This is a genomic window from Pseudomonas sp. Irchel 3A5, assembly GCF_900187575.1.
Classification (GTDB): Bacteria; Pseudomonadota; Gammaproteobacteria; order Pseudomonadales; family Pseudomonadaceae; genus Aquipseudomonas; species Aquipseudomonas folii.
Map to the genome: position 1 here is coordinate 20737 of NZ_FYDU01000024.1, position 15266 is coordinate 36002.

At 57.5% G+C, this 15266-nt stretch carries 12 protein-coding genes; 5 read left to right on the forward strand and 7 right to left on the reverse strand.

The features are described from left to right. The first annotated feature begins 180 nt into the window (after positions 1-180). The 4 genes from CKW31_RS28115 (at position 181) to CKW31_RS28130 (ending at position 5210) form a co-directional block, all read left to right on the forward strand. Complete coding sequence (locus tag CKW31_RS28115; protein ID WP_095102209.1) at positions 181-1692, forward strand: efflux transporter outer membrane subunit; 1512 nt, start codon at positions 181-183, stop codon at positions 1690-1692. A 273-nt stretch (positions 1693-1965) separates the two neighbouring features. Next, positions 1966-4140, forward strand: coding sequence for an FUSC family protein (locus CKW31_RS28120; RefSeq protein WP_371856828.1), 2175 nt, complete (start codon positions 1966-1968; stop codon positions 4138-4140). Then, the gene (locus CKW31_RS28125) at positions 4130-4330 is read left to right on the forward strand and encodes a DUF1656 domain-containing protein (RefSeq protein ID WP_095102213.1); all 201 of its coding nucleotides are present in this window, start codon (positions 4130-4132) and stop codon (positions 4328-4330) included. Before CKW31_RS28120 ends, CKW31_RS28125 begins: the two co-directional genes overlap by 11 nt. A 16-nt stretch (positions 4331-4346) precedes the next feature. Next, positions 4347-5210: an HlyD family secretion protein gene (locus CKW31_RS28130; protein ID WP_095102215.1), complete on the forward strand. Its 864-nt coding sequence runs from the start codon at positions 4347-4349 to the stop codon at positions 5208-5210. Between the two features lie 157 nt (positions 5211-5367). On the opposite strand, the gene CKW31_RS28135 is transcribed toward CKW31_RS28130, so the two are convergent. After that, positions 5368-7428 carry a hypothetical protein gene (locus CKW31_RS28135; protein WP_095102217.1) on the reverse strand — a complete coding sequence of 687 codons (2061 nt, stop codon included), beginning with the start codon at positions 7426-7428 and terminating at the stop codon, positions 5368-5370. Positions 7429-8050: 622 nt separating this feature from the next. Between CKW31_RS28135 and CKW31_RS28140 the strand changes: the two genes are divergently transcribed. Continuing rightward, positions 8051-8263 carry a DUF6124 family protein gene (locus tag CKW31_RS28140; RefSeq protein ID WP_095102219.1) on the forward strand — a complete coding sequence of 71 codons (213 nt, stop codon included), beginning with the start codon at positions 8051-8053 and terminating at the stop codon, positions 8261-8263. 318 nt (positions 8264-8581) lie between these two features. Here the strand turns inward: CKW31_RS28140 and CKW31_RS28145 are convergent, their stop codons facing one another. The 6 genes from CKW31_RS28145 to CKW31_RS28170 form a co-directional block, all read right to left on the reverse strand. Further along, positions 8582-9394, reverse strand: coding sequence for an SDR family oxidoreductase (locus CKW31_RS28145; protein WP_095102221.1), 813 nt, complete (start codon positions 9392-9394; stop codon positions 8582-8584). A gap of 17 nt (positions 9395-9411) precedes the next feature. Then, positions 9412-9876, reverse strand: a complete 465-nt coding sequence (locus tag CKW31_RS28150) for a multidrug transporter (protein ID WP_095102223.1) — start codon at positions 9874-9876, stop codon at positions 9412-9414. A gap of 304 nt (positions 9877-10180) precedes the next feature. After that, positions 10181-11632: a mannose-1-phosphate guanylyltransferase/mannose-6-phosphate isomerase gene (locus CKW31_RS28155; protein WP_095102225.1), complete on the reverse strand. Its 1452-nt coding sequence runs from the start codon at positions 11630-11632 to the stop codon at positions 10181-10183. Positions 11633-11748: 116 nt separating this feature from the next. Beyond that, positions 11749-12417 carry an alginate O-acetyltransferase AlgF gene (locus tag CKW31_RS28160; protein ID WP_027898946.1) on the reverse strand — a complete coding sequence of 223 codons (669 nt, stop codon included), beginning with the start codon at positions 12415-12417 and terminating at the stop codon, positions 11749-11751. Positions 12418-12430: 13 nt separating this feature from the next. Beyond that, a complete protein-coding gene (locus CKW31_RS28165; protein WP_095102227.1) occupies positions 12431-13618 on the reverse strand; it encodes an alginate O-acetyltransferase in 1188 nt (395 codons plus the stop codon). Between the two features lie 9 nt (positions 13619-13627). Then, positions 13628-15205, reverse strand: coding sequence for an MBOAT family protein (locus CKW31_RS28170; protein WP_095102229.1), 1578 nt, complete (start codon positions 15203-15205; stop codon positions 13628-13630). Between the last annotated feature and the right edge of the window lie 61 nt (positions 15206-15266).

Below are 15266 nucleotides of genomic sequence, written 5' to 3' on the forward strand. Positions count from 1 at the left end.
GCAGTTCTCTGGAGAGATGGCAAATTGTGACACGAAGTAACTGGCCCATGTCAGCCTGGCCTAAGATTATCTCCGATTCTGTAACAAAGATTCACAATTCTCCCGGCTTATCGGCGCTCTGATGCGCCCCTAGAATCGCGCCACCTGAGTCATCTCACCTTACGTCGGGAAGTTGCATTCGTGCCGCGTCGCATCATCAGAAGGGCCGCGCCCTTCAGTGTCTGGGCTTTAACGTTAGTCATCAGCGGCTGCATCGGGACCGGCGGGATCGCACCTCAAGGCAAGGCTTTGCCTGTCGACAGCCTGGCCACTGACGCCGCCATTCGCGATGCTGAACGGGAGGCTCACTGGCCGGCTGCTCAATGGTGGCGCGCCTACAACGATCCGCAACTGAACCACTGGATTGACTTGGCCGCGGCCGGAGCCCCAAGTCTGGCCATTGCGGCGGCGAGGGTTCGTCAGGCCAGAGCCATGGCGGGCATGGCTGAATCGGCCGAGTCGTTGCACATCAACAGTGAAGCGTCCCTCAAACGGCATGACTGGGCGACTGATCAGTTCTACGGCCCCGGCGCGCTCGCCAATACCACCACCTGGGACAACAATGCGTCCCTCGGGTTGAGCTACTCACTGGATTTCTGGGGACGGGAAAGCAACGCCACCGAACGGGCGCTTGACCTGGCCCACATGAGCGCAGCCCAGGCACGACAGGCGCAGCTTGAATTGCAGGACAACATCGTCCGCGCCTACATCCAGCTGTCCCTGAACTACGCCCAGCGTGACATCGTTGAAGCAACGCTCGCCCAGCAGCAACAGATTGTTGATCTGGCTCAGCGTCGTTTGAAGGGCGGAATCGGCACTCACTTTGAAGTCAGTCAGGCTGAGACGCCATTGCCGGAAACCCATCGGCAAATCGATGGACTGGATGAGGCCATTGCACTGAGCCGCAACCAACTGGCAGCGCTGGCGGGCAAAGGTCCGGGGGAGGGTGCCAGCCTGCACCGCCCGACGCTGGTGCTCAAGACTGCCCTGAAATTACCTTCGGCTTTACCCGCGCAGTTGCTCGGCCAGCGTCCTGACGTGGTGGCAAGCCGCTGGGCTGTGGCTGCCCAGGCCCGAGGCATTGACGTGGCTCATGCCGGTTTTTATCCCAACGTGGACCTGATCGCCAACCTGGGTTACATGGCTACGGGTGGCGGCATGCTTGAATTTCTGGCGGGTAAAAAATTCAACTACAGCGCAGGGCCTGCGGTGAGCTTGCCGATCTTCGATGGCGGGCGTTTGCGTTCACAGCTGGGGGAAGCCTCTGCCGGTTATGACCTCGCGGTGGCGCAGTACAACCAGACGCTGATAACCGCGCTCAAGAGCATTTCCGATCAGTTGATACGACGTGAGTCCATGGACAAACAACAAGCGTTCGCCAGCGAATCGGTGGCTGCGGCGCAGAAGACTTACGACATCGCAATGATCGCTTACCAGCGCGGCCTGACCGATTACCTCAACGTGCTCAATGCCCAGACTCTGTTGTTTCATCAGCAACAGATTCAACAGCAAGTCCAGGCCGCCCGCCTGACGGCCCATGCCGAATTGGTGGTTGCGCTGGGCGGCGGGCTGGAGGCTGGCAGCGATACACCGGCCGAAGACAAAACCCAAGCCCCGAAAACCCCGGCCACGCTGGCGGTGTTTGGCCAGTGAATAACTTCAGCCAACTCCAATTCTGTGGGAGCGGTGCTTGCCCGCGATGCAGGCGCCTCGGTACAGCAGGCAAGCCGCGTCATGATTCTTCGCGGGCAAGCCTCGCACAGGACTCACTGATGACGTGGGACCGGCTTTAGCCGGGAGGAGGCCAATAAACTCACTGCATCTTTATCGTCAGAAATGCCGCCTTCCCGGCTAAAGCCGGTCCCACGTCAGTTGACAAGCAAATATAGAATCTCCCACAGGGTATGCGACGTCTTGAATAGCTATGTGAACCGCATCACCGCTCTCCCATGGCGGCGGGAATTCAACAGCTGGGCGCGCAGTGACGGGGTGACCTGGATCTATATCTTCAAGGTGCTGATTGCCGCTTTCCTCACCTATTGGCTGGCCCTGCGCCTGGAATTGCCTCAGCCGCGCACGGCGATGATTACCGTGTTCATTGTCATGCAACCGCAAAGCGGACATGTGTTCGCCAAGAGCTTCTACCGATTGCTAGGCACCCTTGCCGGTTCCACGGTCATGGTTGTGCTGATGGCCCTGTTCGCGCAGAACTCCGAACTGTTCCTCGGCAGTCTGGCGCTGTGGGTCGGTTTTTGTTCGGCAGGCGCAGCCCGCTACCGCAATTTTCGCGCGTACGGTTTTGTGCTGGCAGGCTACACCGCAGCAATGGTTGGCCTGCCTGCATTGGCACACCCGGAAAGTTCGTTCATGGCGGCCGTCTGGCGAGTGCTGGAAATCAGCCTCGGCATCGTGTGCTCCACAGCCGTCACCGCTGCGATCCTGCCGCAAAGCTCCGGCGCGGCGATGCGTAACGCGCTGTATTCGCGCTTTGGCATATTCGCCCGCTTCGTCGCCGATGGCTTGCGCGGCACTACTCCACGGGATGCTTTCGAAACCGGCAACGTGCGTTTTGTCGCCGAAGCCATTGGCCTTGAAGGGCTGCGCAGCGTCACGGTTTTTGAAGACCCGCACATGCGCAGGCGCAATGGTCGGCTCAATCGCCTGAACAGCGAATTCATGGCCATCACCACCCGCTTCAACGCCTTGCACCAGTTGCTCGAACGCGTAAGAGGTGATGGCGTCAGCCGCGTAGTGATCGCTGCCGAACCTGGCCTCACTGCTTTAGCCGAATTGCTCGACGGTTTCGCCAATCGCTTTCTGACCCCTGGTGATGCCGCGCAACTGGTTCAGCAACTGGAAGCCTTCAAGGCGGACTTGCCCGAGCGGGTTCGCGCCGAGCGTGCCGCTCTGGAAGACCTCCAGCCCAGCGAAGCCGAACTGCTGGATTTTCACACCGCTTACGAGTTGCTTTACCGCCTTGTCAGCGACATGCACGACTATGCCCAGACCCACGCCTCACTGGCGGATCACAAGCACATCAGGGAAAAGTGGGAAGAAGCATTCCTGCCCAAAACCAGCTGGATGACAGCCGCGGCGGCGGGCATTCGGGCAACGTTCATTCTGGCGATCATGAGTGCGTACTGGGTAGCGACTGCCTGGCCCAGCGGCGCGACCATGATCCTCGTATCAGCGGCCACCGTGGCGTTGTCATCCACCACTCACAACCCGCGACGCATGTCGTTTCAGATGGCCTGCGGCACTTTGCTGGGCGCGGTGCTGGGATTCATCGAAACCTTCTTCATCTTCCCGAACATCGACGGCTTCCCGTTGCTGTGCCTGTTCCTCGCGCCGGTATTCATGCTCGGCGCGTTCCTCGGATCGCGGCCGCAGTGGTCCGGCTATGGCCTGGGATTGTTGATCTTTTTCGGCATCGGTTCAGTGCCCGACAACCTGACCCTCTACAACCCATACACCTTCATCAATGACTACATCGCCATGGTGATTGGCATGCTGCTGTGTGCTGCGGCTGGCGCGATCATCCTGCCGCCCAATGCACGCTGGATGTGGCGACGACTGGAAGGCGATTTGCGCCGTCAGGTGGTGTTCGCCATCAGCGCGCCGCTGAATCGTCTGGGCTCAAGTTTCGAAAGCCAGACCCGCGACCTCATGCACCAGGCCTACGGATTAGCTGCTGGCAAACCGCTGGTGCAACGCGAGCTGCTGCACTGGATGTTCGTGGTGCTGGAGATCGGCCACGCAATCATCGAACTGCGCCGCGAGCAGGACATCCTCCCGGTTCATCCAGCCTATGCGCCGTGGCAATCCTGGCGGGTGGCGATCCGGGTGATGGGGCGCGCCTTGATCCGCCTGTTCATCCAGCCGGATCACAGCAACTGGCAGCGTGCCTTGGCTGCCGTCGATCATGCGATCAATCGTGTGCAAAACAGCGACGAACCTTTCGCGCCTCACTTTGATACCTCGGTGCTGCGTCGGGTGAAGAGCTACCTGCACTTCATTCGCTCTTCACTGCTGGACCCTCAATCTCCACTGGCCGCGCATGCGCGCAAAGGTCAGCGGCAAGGACTGAATCATGCCTCGTGAAATCGCTTTTCATGGCTTGTACATGCCCAGTGTGACCGTCCTCTTTCTGATCGCTGTTGTGCTCGCCTGGGCACTGGACCGACTGCTGTCGAGCCTGGACCTGTACCGCTTTTTCTGGCACCCGGCGTTGCTGCGCCTGTGCCTGTTTGCCTGCATCTTCGGCGCCATGGCGCTGACCGTTTACCGTTGATTCTCGAGTAGCCCTGATGAAAAAGCTCTTCAGTCTGATCGCCACGTTACTGGTTCTGGCTTTGGCCATCTGGATCGGCCGCACCTTGTGGGTCAACTACATGGACACGCCCTGGACCCGCGATGGTCGGGTTCGCGCGGACATCATCAACGTTGCTGCCGACGTCAGCGGCACGGTGGTAGAAGTACCGGTGCGTGATAACCAACAGGTGAAAAAGGGCGACCTGTTGATGCAGATTGATCCCGAGCATTATCAGGTGGCCGTCAAGCAGGCTCAGGCGCTGGTGGCTTCACGCAAGGCGACCTGGGAGATGCGCAAGGTCAACGCCAAGCGCCGCGCCGACATGGACAACCTGGTGATCTCAACTGAAAGCCGCGACGACGCGAGCAACATCGCCACCTCCGCGCAAGCTGATTACCAATTGGCCCTGGCCGGGCTTGAAGCCGCTGAACTGAACCTGCGTCGCACGCGAGTGCTGGCCGCTGTGGACGGCTACGTCACCAACCTCAACGTGCATCGTGGTGACTACGCACGCATCGGTGAGGCGAAGATGGCCGTGGTGGACATGAACTCATTCTGGGTCTACGGCTTCTTCGAAGAAACCAAACTGCCGCACATCCGCGTAGGTGATCCCGCGGACATGCAGCTCATGAGCGGCCAGTTGCTCAAAGGCCATGTGGAAAGCATCGCCCGTGGCATCTACGACCGCGACAACCCGGAAAGTCGCGAACTGATCGCCGACGTCAACCCGACCTTCAACTGGGTGCGTCTGGCACAGCGCGTGCCGGTGCGTATCCATCTGGATGAAGTACCCGCCGACGTGCTGCTGTCGGCGGGGACTACGTGTACGGTGATTGTGAATCCTGAGGTTGAGCGCTAACCACTGTTGGCGGGTTTCTGTGAGATTCCATGTTTGGCCGCAAACTGACGTGGGACCGGCTTTAGCCGGGAAAGCGGTATTCCTGACAATGAAAATGGAGTGCTTAAACGGGCCCCTTCCCGGCTAAAGCCGGTCCCACGGCCAGTCCGGTGGTGGCCTAGGAAAAGAGCTTTAGAGTCGCCTCGATGCCCAGTCTGGTTTCGTCAGGCATCGTTTTCGGAATCGCGCGGCTGAACGTGCGTTTAGTCAGCTCTCGCTCCAGTCGCGCCTGGTTGATGCCCGCTGTTTTGCGCAGCCCGTCCAGGTTGGGAATGAATACACCGTTTTTGTCATAAGCACCGACAATCGCCGAGGGCGGAATATCGGTTGCGTAGTTAATCTCGACCGGAGCCAGGTTCAAGCGTGGTGATTGGGGATAGCGCGCAGCAAAGTCATTGGCATAAAGGTGATAACCGTCGAGCTTTCGCGCGTCGATGAGGTAAGTGTGCCCCCCTTTGGCACCACCATAGGTATAGGCCCCGACGTGATCCTGGTCATAGAAAACCGACGTCGAGATCCCTCTGCCGTCCGGGTCCAGGGCGTCATGGCCGCCACCAAATCCGCCGCGAACGCCGGTGGCTTGATGAATGTCTTTTTGCAGATCGGCGGCCGGCGTTCGCAGCTTGAAGCCCTGCTCGAAAATAATGTCGGGGTTGCGCGAATCACCGCGAAAAACAAAGCCGCGATAAACCGTTATGTCATACGATTCAATGAGTTGCTGTGAAAAATGCCCGTGCTTTTCCACCCACAGCTGCGTGGCCTGTGGGCCTTTTTTAAAGTCGGCGTTCAGTTTCAATTCCAGCGAGCGCAGCTTTGCCGAGTGTTTCGAACGCTCCAGGGCATCGATCAGATAAGGCGTCGCTGAAGACGGCAGATTCTTTGTTTTCAGGATGACTTTGAGCCTCTGTGCAAGTTGAGTTCTGGCCAGCACTGAAAGTCCTTTGCCGACCATCTTCAGCACCAGAGGGGCAATGACTTCAGCCAGTGCGCCGATGATGGCAGCGCGGTACAAATCAGCCGCCACTTCGGGCAGATCCTCCAGTTCGGCCCTCACAGCATCGGTAGCCGCAGAGGCGATACTCAGCAGGAAAGCCGCCATCAGTCTGACCGGCACCAGACTGACGCTGACCGGCAGCGTGATGCCCAGCGACAGTCCTGCCAGAAGATAACCGCTGAACTCGAGAGCCGAATCAGCAAGCCGCTCGGCATCCGTCGAAACCAGCGTATCGATATCAGACAGCAGGCGTTGATAACTCAGGTCAAACAGCGCGTTGGCGATGTCAGGGCTTGCATGGAAAGTAATGGGAGCGACCCAGTAATACTTGGTCTCGAACCTGCGGACATATTTGACTTCGTCATTGCCGGGCTTGAGTTGCTGATAAAGCGGGAGACGCGCCAACACCTTATTGCGCAGCGAGGCATGTCTTTCGATCAGCGCCCTAAACTGATCGAAATCACGCGGTATTTCGTAGACCGATCTTTGCTGCGGATCATTGCCCAGGAATACCAATAAGCCTTGGGCTGTCTGGTCTTCATAATATTCAGGCGTTGGCAGAAATACCGCCCGTTCCAGCTTCACTCGCGACGTGCCCTCAAACTGCACGAGCCAGGGTTCGATCCAGCCATTCAAGTAATCATTAGCGAGTGCTATGAGTGTCGCGGCTGAGGCTCTGTGCTCCAGATATCGACGGATAATGTTATCCAGTTCGTGTCGCGTGAGCAGCAGGGAAAGTTCTTTGACGTTAGGGCGATTAAAGTGCGCCTCGACCTCGCGGATGTAGCGCTCCTGCAGGTTCACCGTATCGAACAGATCGCGTAACTCAGGCGGAAACGCAGGGGGCCAGCGGATACGCAGTCGTGTGGCGTCTTTCAGGTCGTGGCGAAAAAAGTCGGTGACGATCTGGTGGAGTTCAAAGGTGGCGATCTTGGGGCGGGGAGGGCTGACGCCGATCAATCCGCTGTGACGAGAGTCGGTGTATTCGACATTGATCTTCATGTTACTGGTGACCAGTGCCTTGTGCGGCTCATGCATCGTTGAGCGCTTCACTTCCGTGCGAATGAAATCATCGATAAAAGCGAAGGGGGAAAGCAATCTGGGTTGAGAAACCGAGTCGATCAGATCGGCCAGTTCATTGGCCAGATGGTCGATATCGGCGGGGACTGTAGCTGTAGTGCTCATGCGTCATTCCTTGACAGGTCATGGGCAGTGCATCCATTGCTCTGCTCAGGCTATGGAATATAGAGGTTGGGACTTGGCGCGGTTGTAGGACGTTTCTTTGTTGTCGCGGGGTAAAGGCGCGGGATGCAGAAGTGTCCTGAGGCACTGCGCTCCGCAGGCTGACGTGGGACCGGCTTTAGCCGGGAAGGCGGTATTTTTGCAGATGAAGATTCGGAGCCTGTCCCGGCCTATTCCCGGCTGAAGCCGGTCCCACGTCATCAGTGATGCCACATGAACCAGCGTCGTTCATGTAACTTCAGCTAACCAAATAACCCCGTCCTACACCCCATTCCTGCGGCCTTTTCCCTTTCTTCTGAGTGAAGTTTCCGAGAAAATCCTGACCCCTTGCGCAGGGTGATTTCGGGCACTAGGCTGCGTCCGTCGTTGAGTATCAGCGATCGGGTTTAGCAGCCTGTTTGACTTCAATTCCGGTGCAAGTACCGTCTATGGCGGCTTTGTGCGGGGCATCTTCGGGTGCGCCGGTTTTTGGGATTAGGTCGCCGGTCTGCTAACCCGTATCAAAGTCGCCACCTTTGCTTGTTTAGCAGCGATCATTCGGTGGCCTAGCTAAAGGCCTAATCAGATGATCAAAGTAACGCCAGATCCACCACAACCCACCCTCGAAGAATCGCTGCAGCACGTCAGCGACCTGTTGCGTTGCGCAGCCGCCACCGCTTACGAAACCGGCGACAGCCTTAACGGGCCGAAGCGCGATTTAGCGTTTTCGGTGGTCCACCTGATCGGTATGGCCAAGAGCGAGCTCGAACGCTCGCTGGCGCGGGTTGAGTCCAGGTAACGCAGCGAACTTTGTTCGAGATTCGATGTTTGCCCGCAAGCTGACGTGGGACGGGCTTTAGCCGGGAAGGCGGTCGCTCTGACAGCATATTTTTGGTGACTCTACTGGCCTCTTCCCGGCTAAAGCCGGTCCCACGACATTGCACAAGTACTGAGATCACACTTGTGGGAGCGAATTCATTCGTGAAGGGGTCGTTACATCTGCAGCCTGTGTATCGTCTGGAGGGCCGCCTTCCCGAATAAATTCGGTCCCACAGGTTCGATGTGAGCCAAGGGCTTGGACATCCTGTGGGAACTTTGCATTTCAAGCCTTAATCGATTAGAGCTTCTTGTCCAACCCAAACCGCTGACGCAATTTTTTATCCAGCAGCCCTTTGGGCAACAACCAGCTCATCAGTGGCAAGACCCTTGAGCCATTGCCCGAGCGCAGGAGTCGTGGCGGTTCGGCTTGTTGCACGGCGCGCAGCACATCGCGGGCGAAATCGGCGGCGGGGGTGGGGTTGTCTTGCGAAGCTTTCGCCCGCGCTCGAATCCCTTCACGCAGAGGCCACCACGGCGATTGCTCGTTGATCAGCAATTCAGCCTCATGACTGGCATTCTTCGCAAAACTGGTATCGATGGCTCCGGGCTGAACCTCCAGCACCTGAATCGAGAAGGGCGCCAGCTCCAGACGCAACGCATCGCTCAACGCATGCACTGCTGCTTTTGACGCGCAATACGCCCCGGCGAATGGCGTGACCAAAATACCGGATACGCTGCCTATATTGACGACCAGACCTTTGCGACTGCGCAGTGCCGGGAAAAACGCCCTCGTCACGCCCACCACCGAAAACACATTGGTTTCAAACTGGCGCTGCATCGCCTCGACGCCGCCATCAAGCAGCGGCCCCATGGCGCCATAACCGGCGTTGTTGATCAACACATCCAGCCCATCAAACCGGGTCGCCAATTGCTGCAATGCCACACCGTCATTGACGTCCAGTTGTACGCCCGTGAAACCCGCAGCATTGAGCGCGGCGACGTCTTCAGGTTTGCGCGCTGTGGCCCAGACCTCATAACCGGCACCTTTGAAAGCATCCGCCAAGGCGCGGCCAATGCCGCTGGAGCAGCCAGTGATGAGGACGTTAGGCATTGAGTTGTTCCTTTGAATTAGTCCGAAAAACTGCCTTGTAAATGTTCAGCCCGAAACTCCAGCGTCTGCGGGCGATAGCCTTGGCGCAGGGGCGGCAACGGCAGACAATCCTGCCATTGGCTACCGGCCTGCAAATCGCCAGGGCCATGATAGCGGGGGCCTGCATAGGCATCGTCGGTAAGGTTGACGGTGTCGCCCGGCGCATAAGCGGCGACGCGCCAGTGCAGTTCGCGTAGCGGGACTTTATTGGTGTTGTCGATCAGTACCAGCAGCGGTTTGCCGACCGGGCATTGGTCCGGAGCGTAATCCATGCGTATGCCCAAGTGCTCCAGGCGGCGGGTTTCCCGGCTGTCTTGCCAGATGACAACCATCGCGACAATCCCCAGGCCAGCGGCCGCCGCGAGTGAAACAGGCAAGGCTTTAGCCGGGTACCGCAGCAACAATACCAGCCAGGTCAGGATAAGCAGTGCGCCAAACAGCATGAGTCGCGCCTCGTGAACAGATGAGCACGCATCGTACCGAAAGCGGGGCGGGGTTTGCTAATGGTGGAGCTACAGGAGCTGACGTGCATCGCCTGTAGGAGCGAATTTGTTCGCGAAAGCTTTCCGACAGCCCTCGCAGATGTATTGGATTTACCGGCCTCTTCGCGAATGAATTCGCTCCTACCCAGTTCGATACCCATCAAAATCGCAGGCCAAAAAAAACCTCAACAACCTACTGCGGATGGGGTACGCAAAAGGTTGTTGAGGTGTACTGCTCGTTGCCGATTGCAGTTAAAACAGCAGATTAACGTGCAATGGTTTGCGTCTTCACGCCAGCTTCCAGTTGCGCGGAGCGACCGTAAACGTCTTCGTAACGTTCGATGTCGTCTTCACCCAGGTAGCTGCCCGATTGAACTTCGATGATTTCCAACGGGATCTTGCCTGGGTTTTTCAGGCGGTGAACCGAGGCAATCGGGATGTAGGTCGACTGGTTTTCGGTCAACAGGAACACGTTTTCGTCACAGGTAACCTGTGCAGTGCCCGATACCACGATCCAGTGTTCGGCGCGGTGGTGGTGCATTTGCAGGGACAGGCTGGCACCCGGTTTTACCGAGATGCGTTTGACCTGGAAGCGGCCGCCCATGTCTACGGAGTCGTAAGAACCCCACGGACGATAGACTTCAAGGTGGTTCTGGGTTTCGCTGCGGCCTTGCTCATTGAGCGTGTTGACCATCTGCTTGACGCCCTGAACCTTGTCCTTGTGAGCAATCATCATGGCGTCTTTGGTTTCGACGACAACGATGTTGTCCAGACCGATCACCGACACCAGTTTGCCGTTGCCGTGGATCATGCAGTTGCGGCTGTCCTGGATAACCACGTCGCCTTTAGTGACGTTGCCGTTGGCGTCTTTCTGTTGCACAGCCCACAGCGAGGACCAGCAGCCAACGTCGTTCCAGCCAGCGGTCAATGGCACAACGCAAGCGCGCTGGGTTTTTTCCATCACGGCGTAGTCGATGGAGTTGTCCGGGCAGCAGGCGAAGGTGGCTTCGTCGATGTCGATGGTGTCGCCTTCGTGGTTGCTGCGCTCCAGGGTCAGCATGCAGGTGTCGTAGATGTCCGGATCGTGCTTCTTCAGCTCTTCGAGGAAGCGGCTGGCGCGGAACAGGAACATGCCGCTGTTCCAGTAGTAACCACCGGCTTCAACGAACTCGGTTGCGCGCTGTTCGTCAGGCTTTTCGACGAAGTGCGATACGCGGCTCACGCCTTCTGGCAGCAGCGCATCAGCAGTGGATTTGATGTAGCCATAACCGGTTTCCGGCTTGGTGGCCGGTACGCCGAACAGGACCATCTCGCCACGCTCGGCCGCAACAGTGGCCAGAGCCAGTGCGCGTTGCAGAGCTTTCTGATCTTCGATCACGTGGTCAGCAGGCATGACCAGCATCAGCTCGTCGTTGCCTTCGCTCAGCAGGTGCATGGCGGTGATGGCAACGGCTGGCGCAGTGTTACGGCCAAACGGTTCCATGATGATGGTTTGAGTGTCGAGGCCCAGCACGCCGAGCTGCTCGTTGACGATGAAGCGGTGATCTTTGTTGCAGACTACGATCGGTGCTTGCATGCCTTCGAACTTCAAACGCTCGAGGGTTTGCTGGAAGAGGGTGTGGTTCCCGGTCAGCGCCAGAAACTGTTTAGGGAATTGTTTACGCGAAAGCGGCCAGAGTCGTGAACCGCTACCGCCTGACAAGATCACTGGAATCATGTTGTTTCTCCAAGAGCATTTCGAAATAGGGCTGTACGTCGGTCTGTCGTTTCTGTCTTGTTTTTGTTCCGTGTCTGTCGGCCCATCAATAAGTGGGCCGACTGACTAATCCTTGATTAGCGCGTTGCTACAGGTGGTTTTACCCACACTGGAGACAGGCCACTGCCGCTACCAGTGATGTAAAGCACGGCAGCTTCGCCACGCTCCAGGGCAACCGGTTTCAGGTCAGTCACTTTCTTGTCGCCGTCGTACAGCGCCAGGCTGACTTTTACCGGGTTGATTTCACGCTCGCCGGTGCCTTTGGCAGCAACGGTTTTTACGACTTCGGTCTTGCCGTCAGCAGTTTTCAAGGTCAGTGCCTTGTCGCTCAGGTTCTGTACGCGAACCAGGGATTTCTGCTTGTTTTTGAACGGTGGTTCTTCAACCAGTTGAGGCTTGCCGCTGGCGTTGTTCACCAGGGTGTAATAGTGGTCGCCTGCCAGTTTCACCGGGACGCTTTGGCTGCCCAGTTTGGCGGTGTAATCACCTTGTGGCATGAAGCTGAATGCAGTGCTGCCCTGTGGTGCGACTTCGTTCATGTTGGTGTTGCCAACCGAAGCGCTGATCTCGGAGCTGCTGGCGTTGTAGACACGCACGAAGGTCGAACCTTTTGGTGCGGTTGGGCCATACAGCGCGGAGTCACCGGCGAATGCTTGCAGGGTGAAGAGGCTGATACCGGCAGCCAGTGCGCAGGTTTTCAGCAGGCTTTTCTTGGCAGTGCGAGTGTTCGAATTCTGTAGGTTCATAAGTGTAGTCCTCTCAGTTTTGGGCCTGGTTTGGCGAGTCGGAAGGTTTGACGTTCTGAACGACGTTTTGTTGCGTTTTGATCGCGTCAGGAGCAGCTTTTTTTAGCTGTGCAATCCACTGCTGATCAAAGTCTTTAAGGTCGTTGTGAACGGGCAGATAACGTTCCGGAAATTCCCAGATCAATACTTGCGGCGGGCTGTTTTTGAACGCGTCGGTTTGCAGGTATTTGAGCATCGGCAGGATCGGGCCATGGCCGTCTTCCGCGTAGTTCACAACATCACTGTGCAGCGCCTCTTTAAGCGCACCGACGAAGTTCCAGTTCGGGTTGGCGCTGTAGCTGGTGCCCACCAGACCAACAGCAACATCGCTGTCGGCGAACAAGGCGTCATCACCTTCGGCTTCTGCTGCTACCGGGTCAGTGCTGCGTTGTTGCAGTTGATCCGGTTGCGGCAATAGATTGCTGAACAGCGGGTCCAGCGGCAGGAAGTTGGTCAGGTCGCCTTTGTACGGCGCTGTTTCCTTGGCCTGAGTGACGAACTTTTCAGGCTCACCGCTCAATGGTGTCTGCTGTGCGATCACTGTGCCCAACTGCTTGGCCACAACTTCTGCACCCATTGGCGTCCAGTGAGTATCGGTGCGCAGGAAAACCTGACCGTGTTGCTTGGCACCTTGCAGCGGTGTCAGCAAATCAGGTGCGAGCAAACCGGCTTGCGCAGCGTGTTCGTGGAACTGCTGATAAAGGTCGGTGTGCAACGTGGCAGGTTTGTTGTCGCCAATGTGCTCTGGGTACAAGCGAGTCTTGGCAGGAATAATCGCCAGCACCAGCTTGGTACCTTTGGCGTTCAGTTCGTCACGTACGCCCTGGATGAGTGCCAGGTTTTCCGCTTCGTTCTTGTCGCCATTAGCGATGGCATCGAACTCTTCATCAGTGAACAGCCACTGATCCTTTCCAAGTACGACGCCTGGACGGCCTTCGTTGAACAGCTTGTAATCCAGCGCTGCCCAGAGGTTGGTGCCCAGGCGCTTGATCGGAAACTCTTCGTCGTAATGAGTTTCCGCAGCCTTGGTCCATTTACCGTTAAGCACGGTAGTTTCCGGGGTTGTCGAGAAGCTGGCAAAGCTGCGCAGCGACCAGACACCCAGTACCAGCAAGATGGCCAGGAACAGGCCAATGTAGAGGATACGTAATGAACGGGTCATGGCGGGTCCTCAGAATTGGAAGTAAAGGAACGGCGAGAAGCTTTGCGCCGACAGTTTGAGAATCGAAGCAATGAACAGCAGCAGGATCAGTGCGCGCATTGCGTAACGTGGCCAGTCAGCAACCCAGTAAGCAGGCTGTACCTGAGCTTCAGTACCCACGATGTAGCCTGGCTCGTGAATGCTTCCTGGTTTGTCACCCGGTACGGCTTTGATCATGCCTGGCTGCGCAGTGGCAGGGCCGTCAGCCTGAACACCCAGATCCGGGTTGCTCTTGCTGGCAGCTTTTTCGGCAGGACGGTTGGCGTAGAAGTCACGCAGACCGAAGAACGCCAGTGTTGCGTAAGCCACGACCATGGTCGCCACTTGCAGACCGGTGAGGCTGGCCTGGTTGAGTTCGGACAGTTTCCAGTCACCGAAGCTGAACATTGCGCCGTACATACGGCCGGCAACGTGCAGGTTTTCGGAGCGGAAGATGACCCAGCCGGTAACCACGATCAGGAAGGTCAGGGCCCAGCGCATCACGTTGAATGTACGTGGAGCGGTGTTAAGGCCGATGGCTTTCTCGATTGCCAGCCAGATACCGTGCCATGCACCCCAGATCACGTAAGTGATGTTGGCGCCGTGCCACAAACCACCCAGCAGCATGGTCAGGAACAGGTTGCGGTAGGTCGCGAACTTGGAACCACGGTTTCCGCCCAGTGTGATGTACAGGTAGTCACGCAACCAGGTGGAAAGGCTGATGTGCCAGCGACGCCAGAACTCGGTGATCGACTGGCTGATGTAAGGCTGTTTGAAGTTTTCCATGAAGCGGAAACCCATCATCAGGCCCAGACCAATGGCCATGTCGCTGTAACCGGAGAAGTCGAAATACAGTTGCGCGGTGTAAGCCAGCGCACCCAGCCAGGCATCACCTGTGGTCGGGTTTTGCAGGGCGAAGCAGTGATCGGCAACGACTGCGAGGGTGTCGGCGATGAACACTTTCTTGATGAAACCCTGCATGAAGCGCGTGCAGCCTTCGGAGAACTTGTCCAGGGTGTGGGTGCGATTGTTGAACTGGTCAGCCAGGTCACGGAAACGCAGCACAGGGCCTGCAATCAAGTGCGGGAAGATCGCAACAAATGCAGCAAAGTCGATCAGGTTGCGTGTGGCCGGGGTGTCACCGCGGTACACGTCAATGATGTAGCTGATGGACTCGAAGACATAGAACGAGATACCGATCGGCAGCAACACGTGGGTCAGGATGAACGGTTCCAGACCGACCGACGTCATCATTGCGTTGATGCTGTCGACGCCGAAGTTGGCGTACTTGAAGTAGCCCAGGATACCGAGGTCAACCACCACGCCCAGCAACAGCCAGCGTTGTGCCGGCTTGGTGCGAACGCCTGCCGCACCTATCTGCAGGCCGATCCAGTAGTTCCACACCGTTACGCCGATGAACAGCGCGAGGAAGTCCACACGCCACCAGGCATAGAACACATAACTGGCAATCAGCAGCAGCAGATTGCGATAGCGTTGCCCGCTCAAGTAATACAAGCCGAGGAAGATCGGCAGGAACAGGAACAGGAACACGTTGGATGAGAACACCATCCTGATATCTCCGTTTATCCATCAGTCAAGGGCCCAAAGCCCCCCCAAACCCCCCACACCG

Excerpts from the sequence above, each read along its gene's own strand:
- CKW31_RS28145 (WP_095102221.1), bottom strand. The coding sequence starts at position 9,394 with ATGCCTAACGTCCTCATCACTGGCTGCTCCAGCGGCATTGGCCGCGCC.
- CKW31_RS28125 (WP_095102213.1), top strand. The coding sequence starts at position 4,130 with ATGCCTCGTGAAATCGCTTTTCATGGCTTGTACATGCCCAGTGTGACC.
- CKW31_RS28140 (WP_095102219.1), top strand. The coding sequence starts at position 8,051 with ATGATCAAAGTAACGCCAGATCCACCACAACCCACCCTCGAAGAATCG.
- CKW31_RS28170 (WP_095102229.1), bottom strand. The coding sequence starts at position 15,205 with ATGGTGTTCTCATCCAACGTGTTCCTGTTCCTGTTCCTGCCGATCTTC.
- CKW31_RS28155 (WP_095102225.1), bottom strand. The coding sequence starts at position 11,632 with ATGATTCCAGTGATCTTGTCAGGCGGTAGCGGTTCACGACTCTGGCCG.
- CKW31_RS28165 (WP_095102227.1), bottom strand. The coding sequence starts at position 13,618 with ATGACCCGTTCATTACGTATCCTCTACATTGGCCTGTTCCTGGCCATC.
- CKW31_RS28130 (WP_095102215.1), top strand. The coding sequence starts at position 4,347 with ATGAAAAAGCTCTTCAGTCTGATCGCCACGTTACTGGTTCTGGCTTTG.
- CKW31_RS28135 (WP_095102217.1), bottom strand. The coding sequence starts at position 7,428 with ATGAGCACTACAGCTACAGTCCCCGCCGATATCGACCATCTGGCCAAT.
- CKW31_RS28150 (WP_095102223.1), bottom strand. The coding sequence starts at position 9,876 with ATGCTGTTTGGCGCACTGCTTATCCTGACCTGGCTGGTATTGTTGCTG.
- CKW31_RS28160 (WP_027898946.1), bottom strand. The coding sequence starts at position 12,417 with ATGAACCTACAGAATTCGAACACTCGCACTGCCAAGAAAAGCCTGCTG.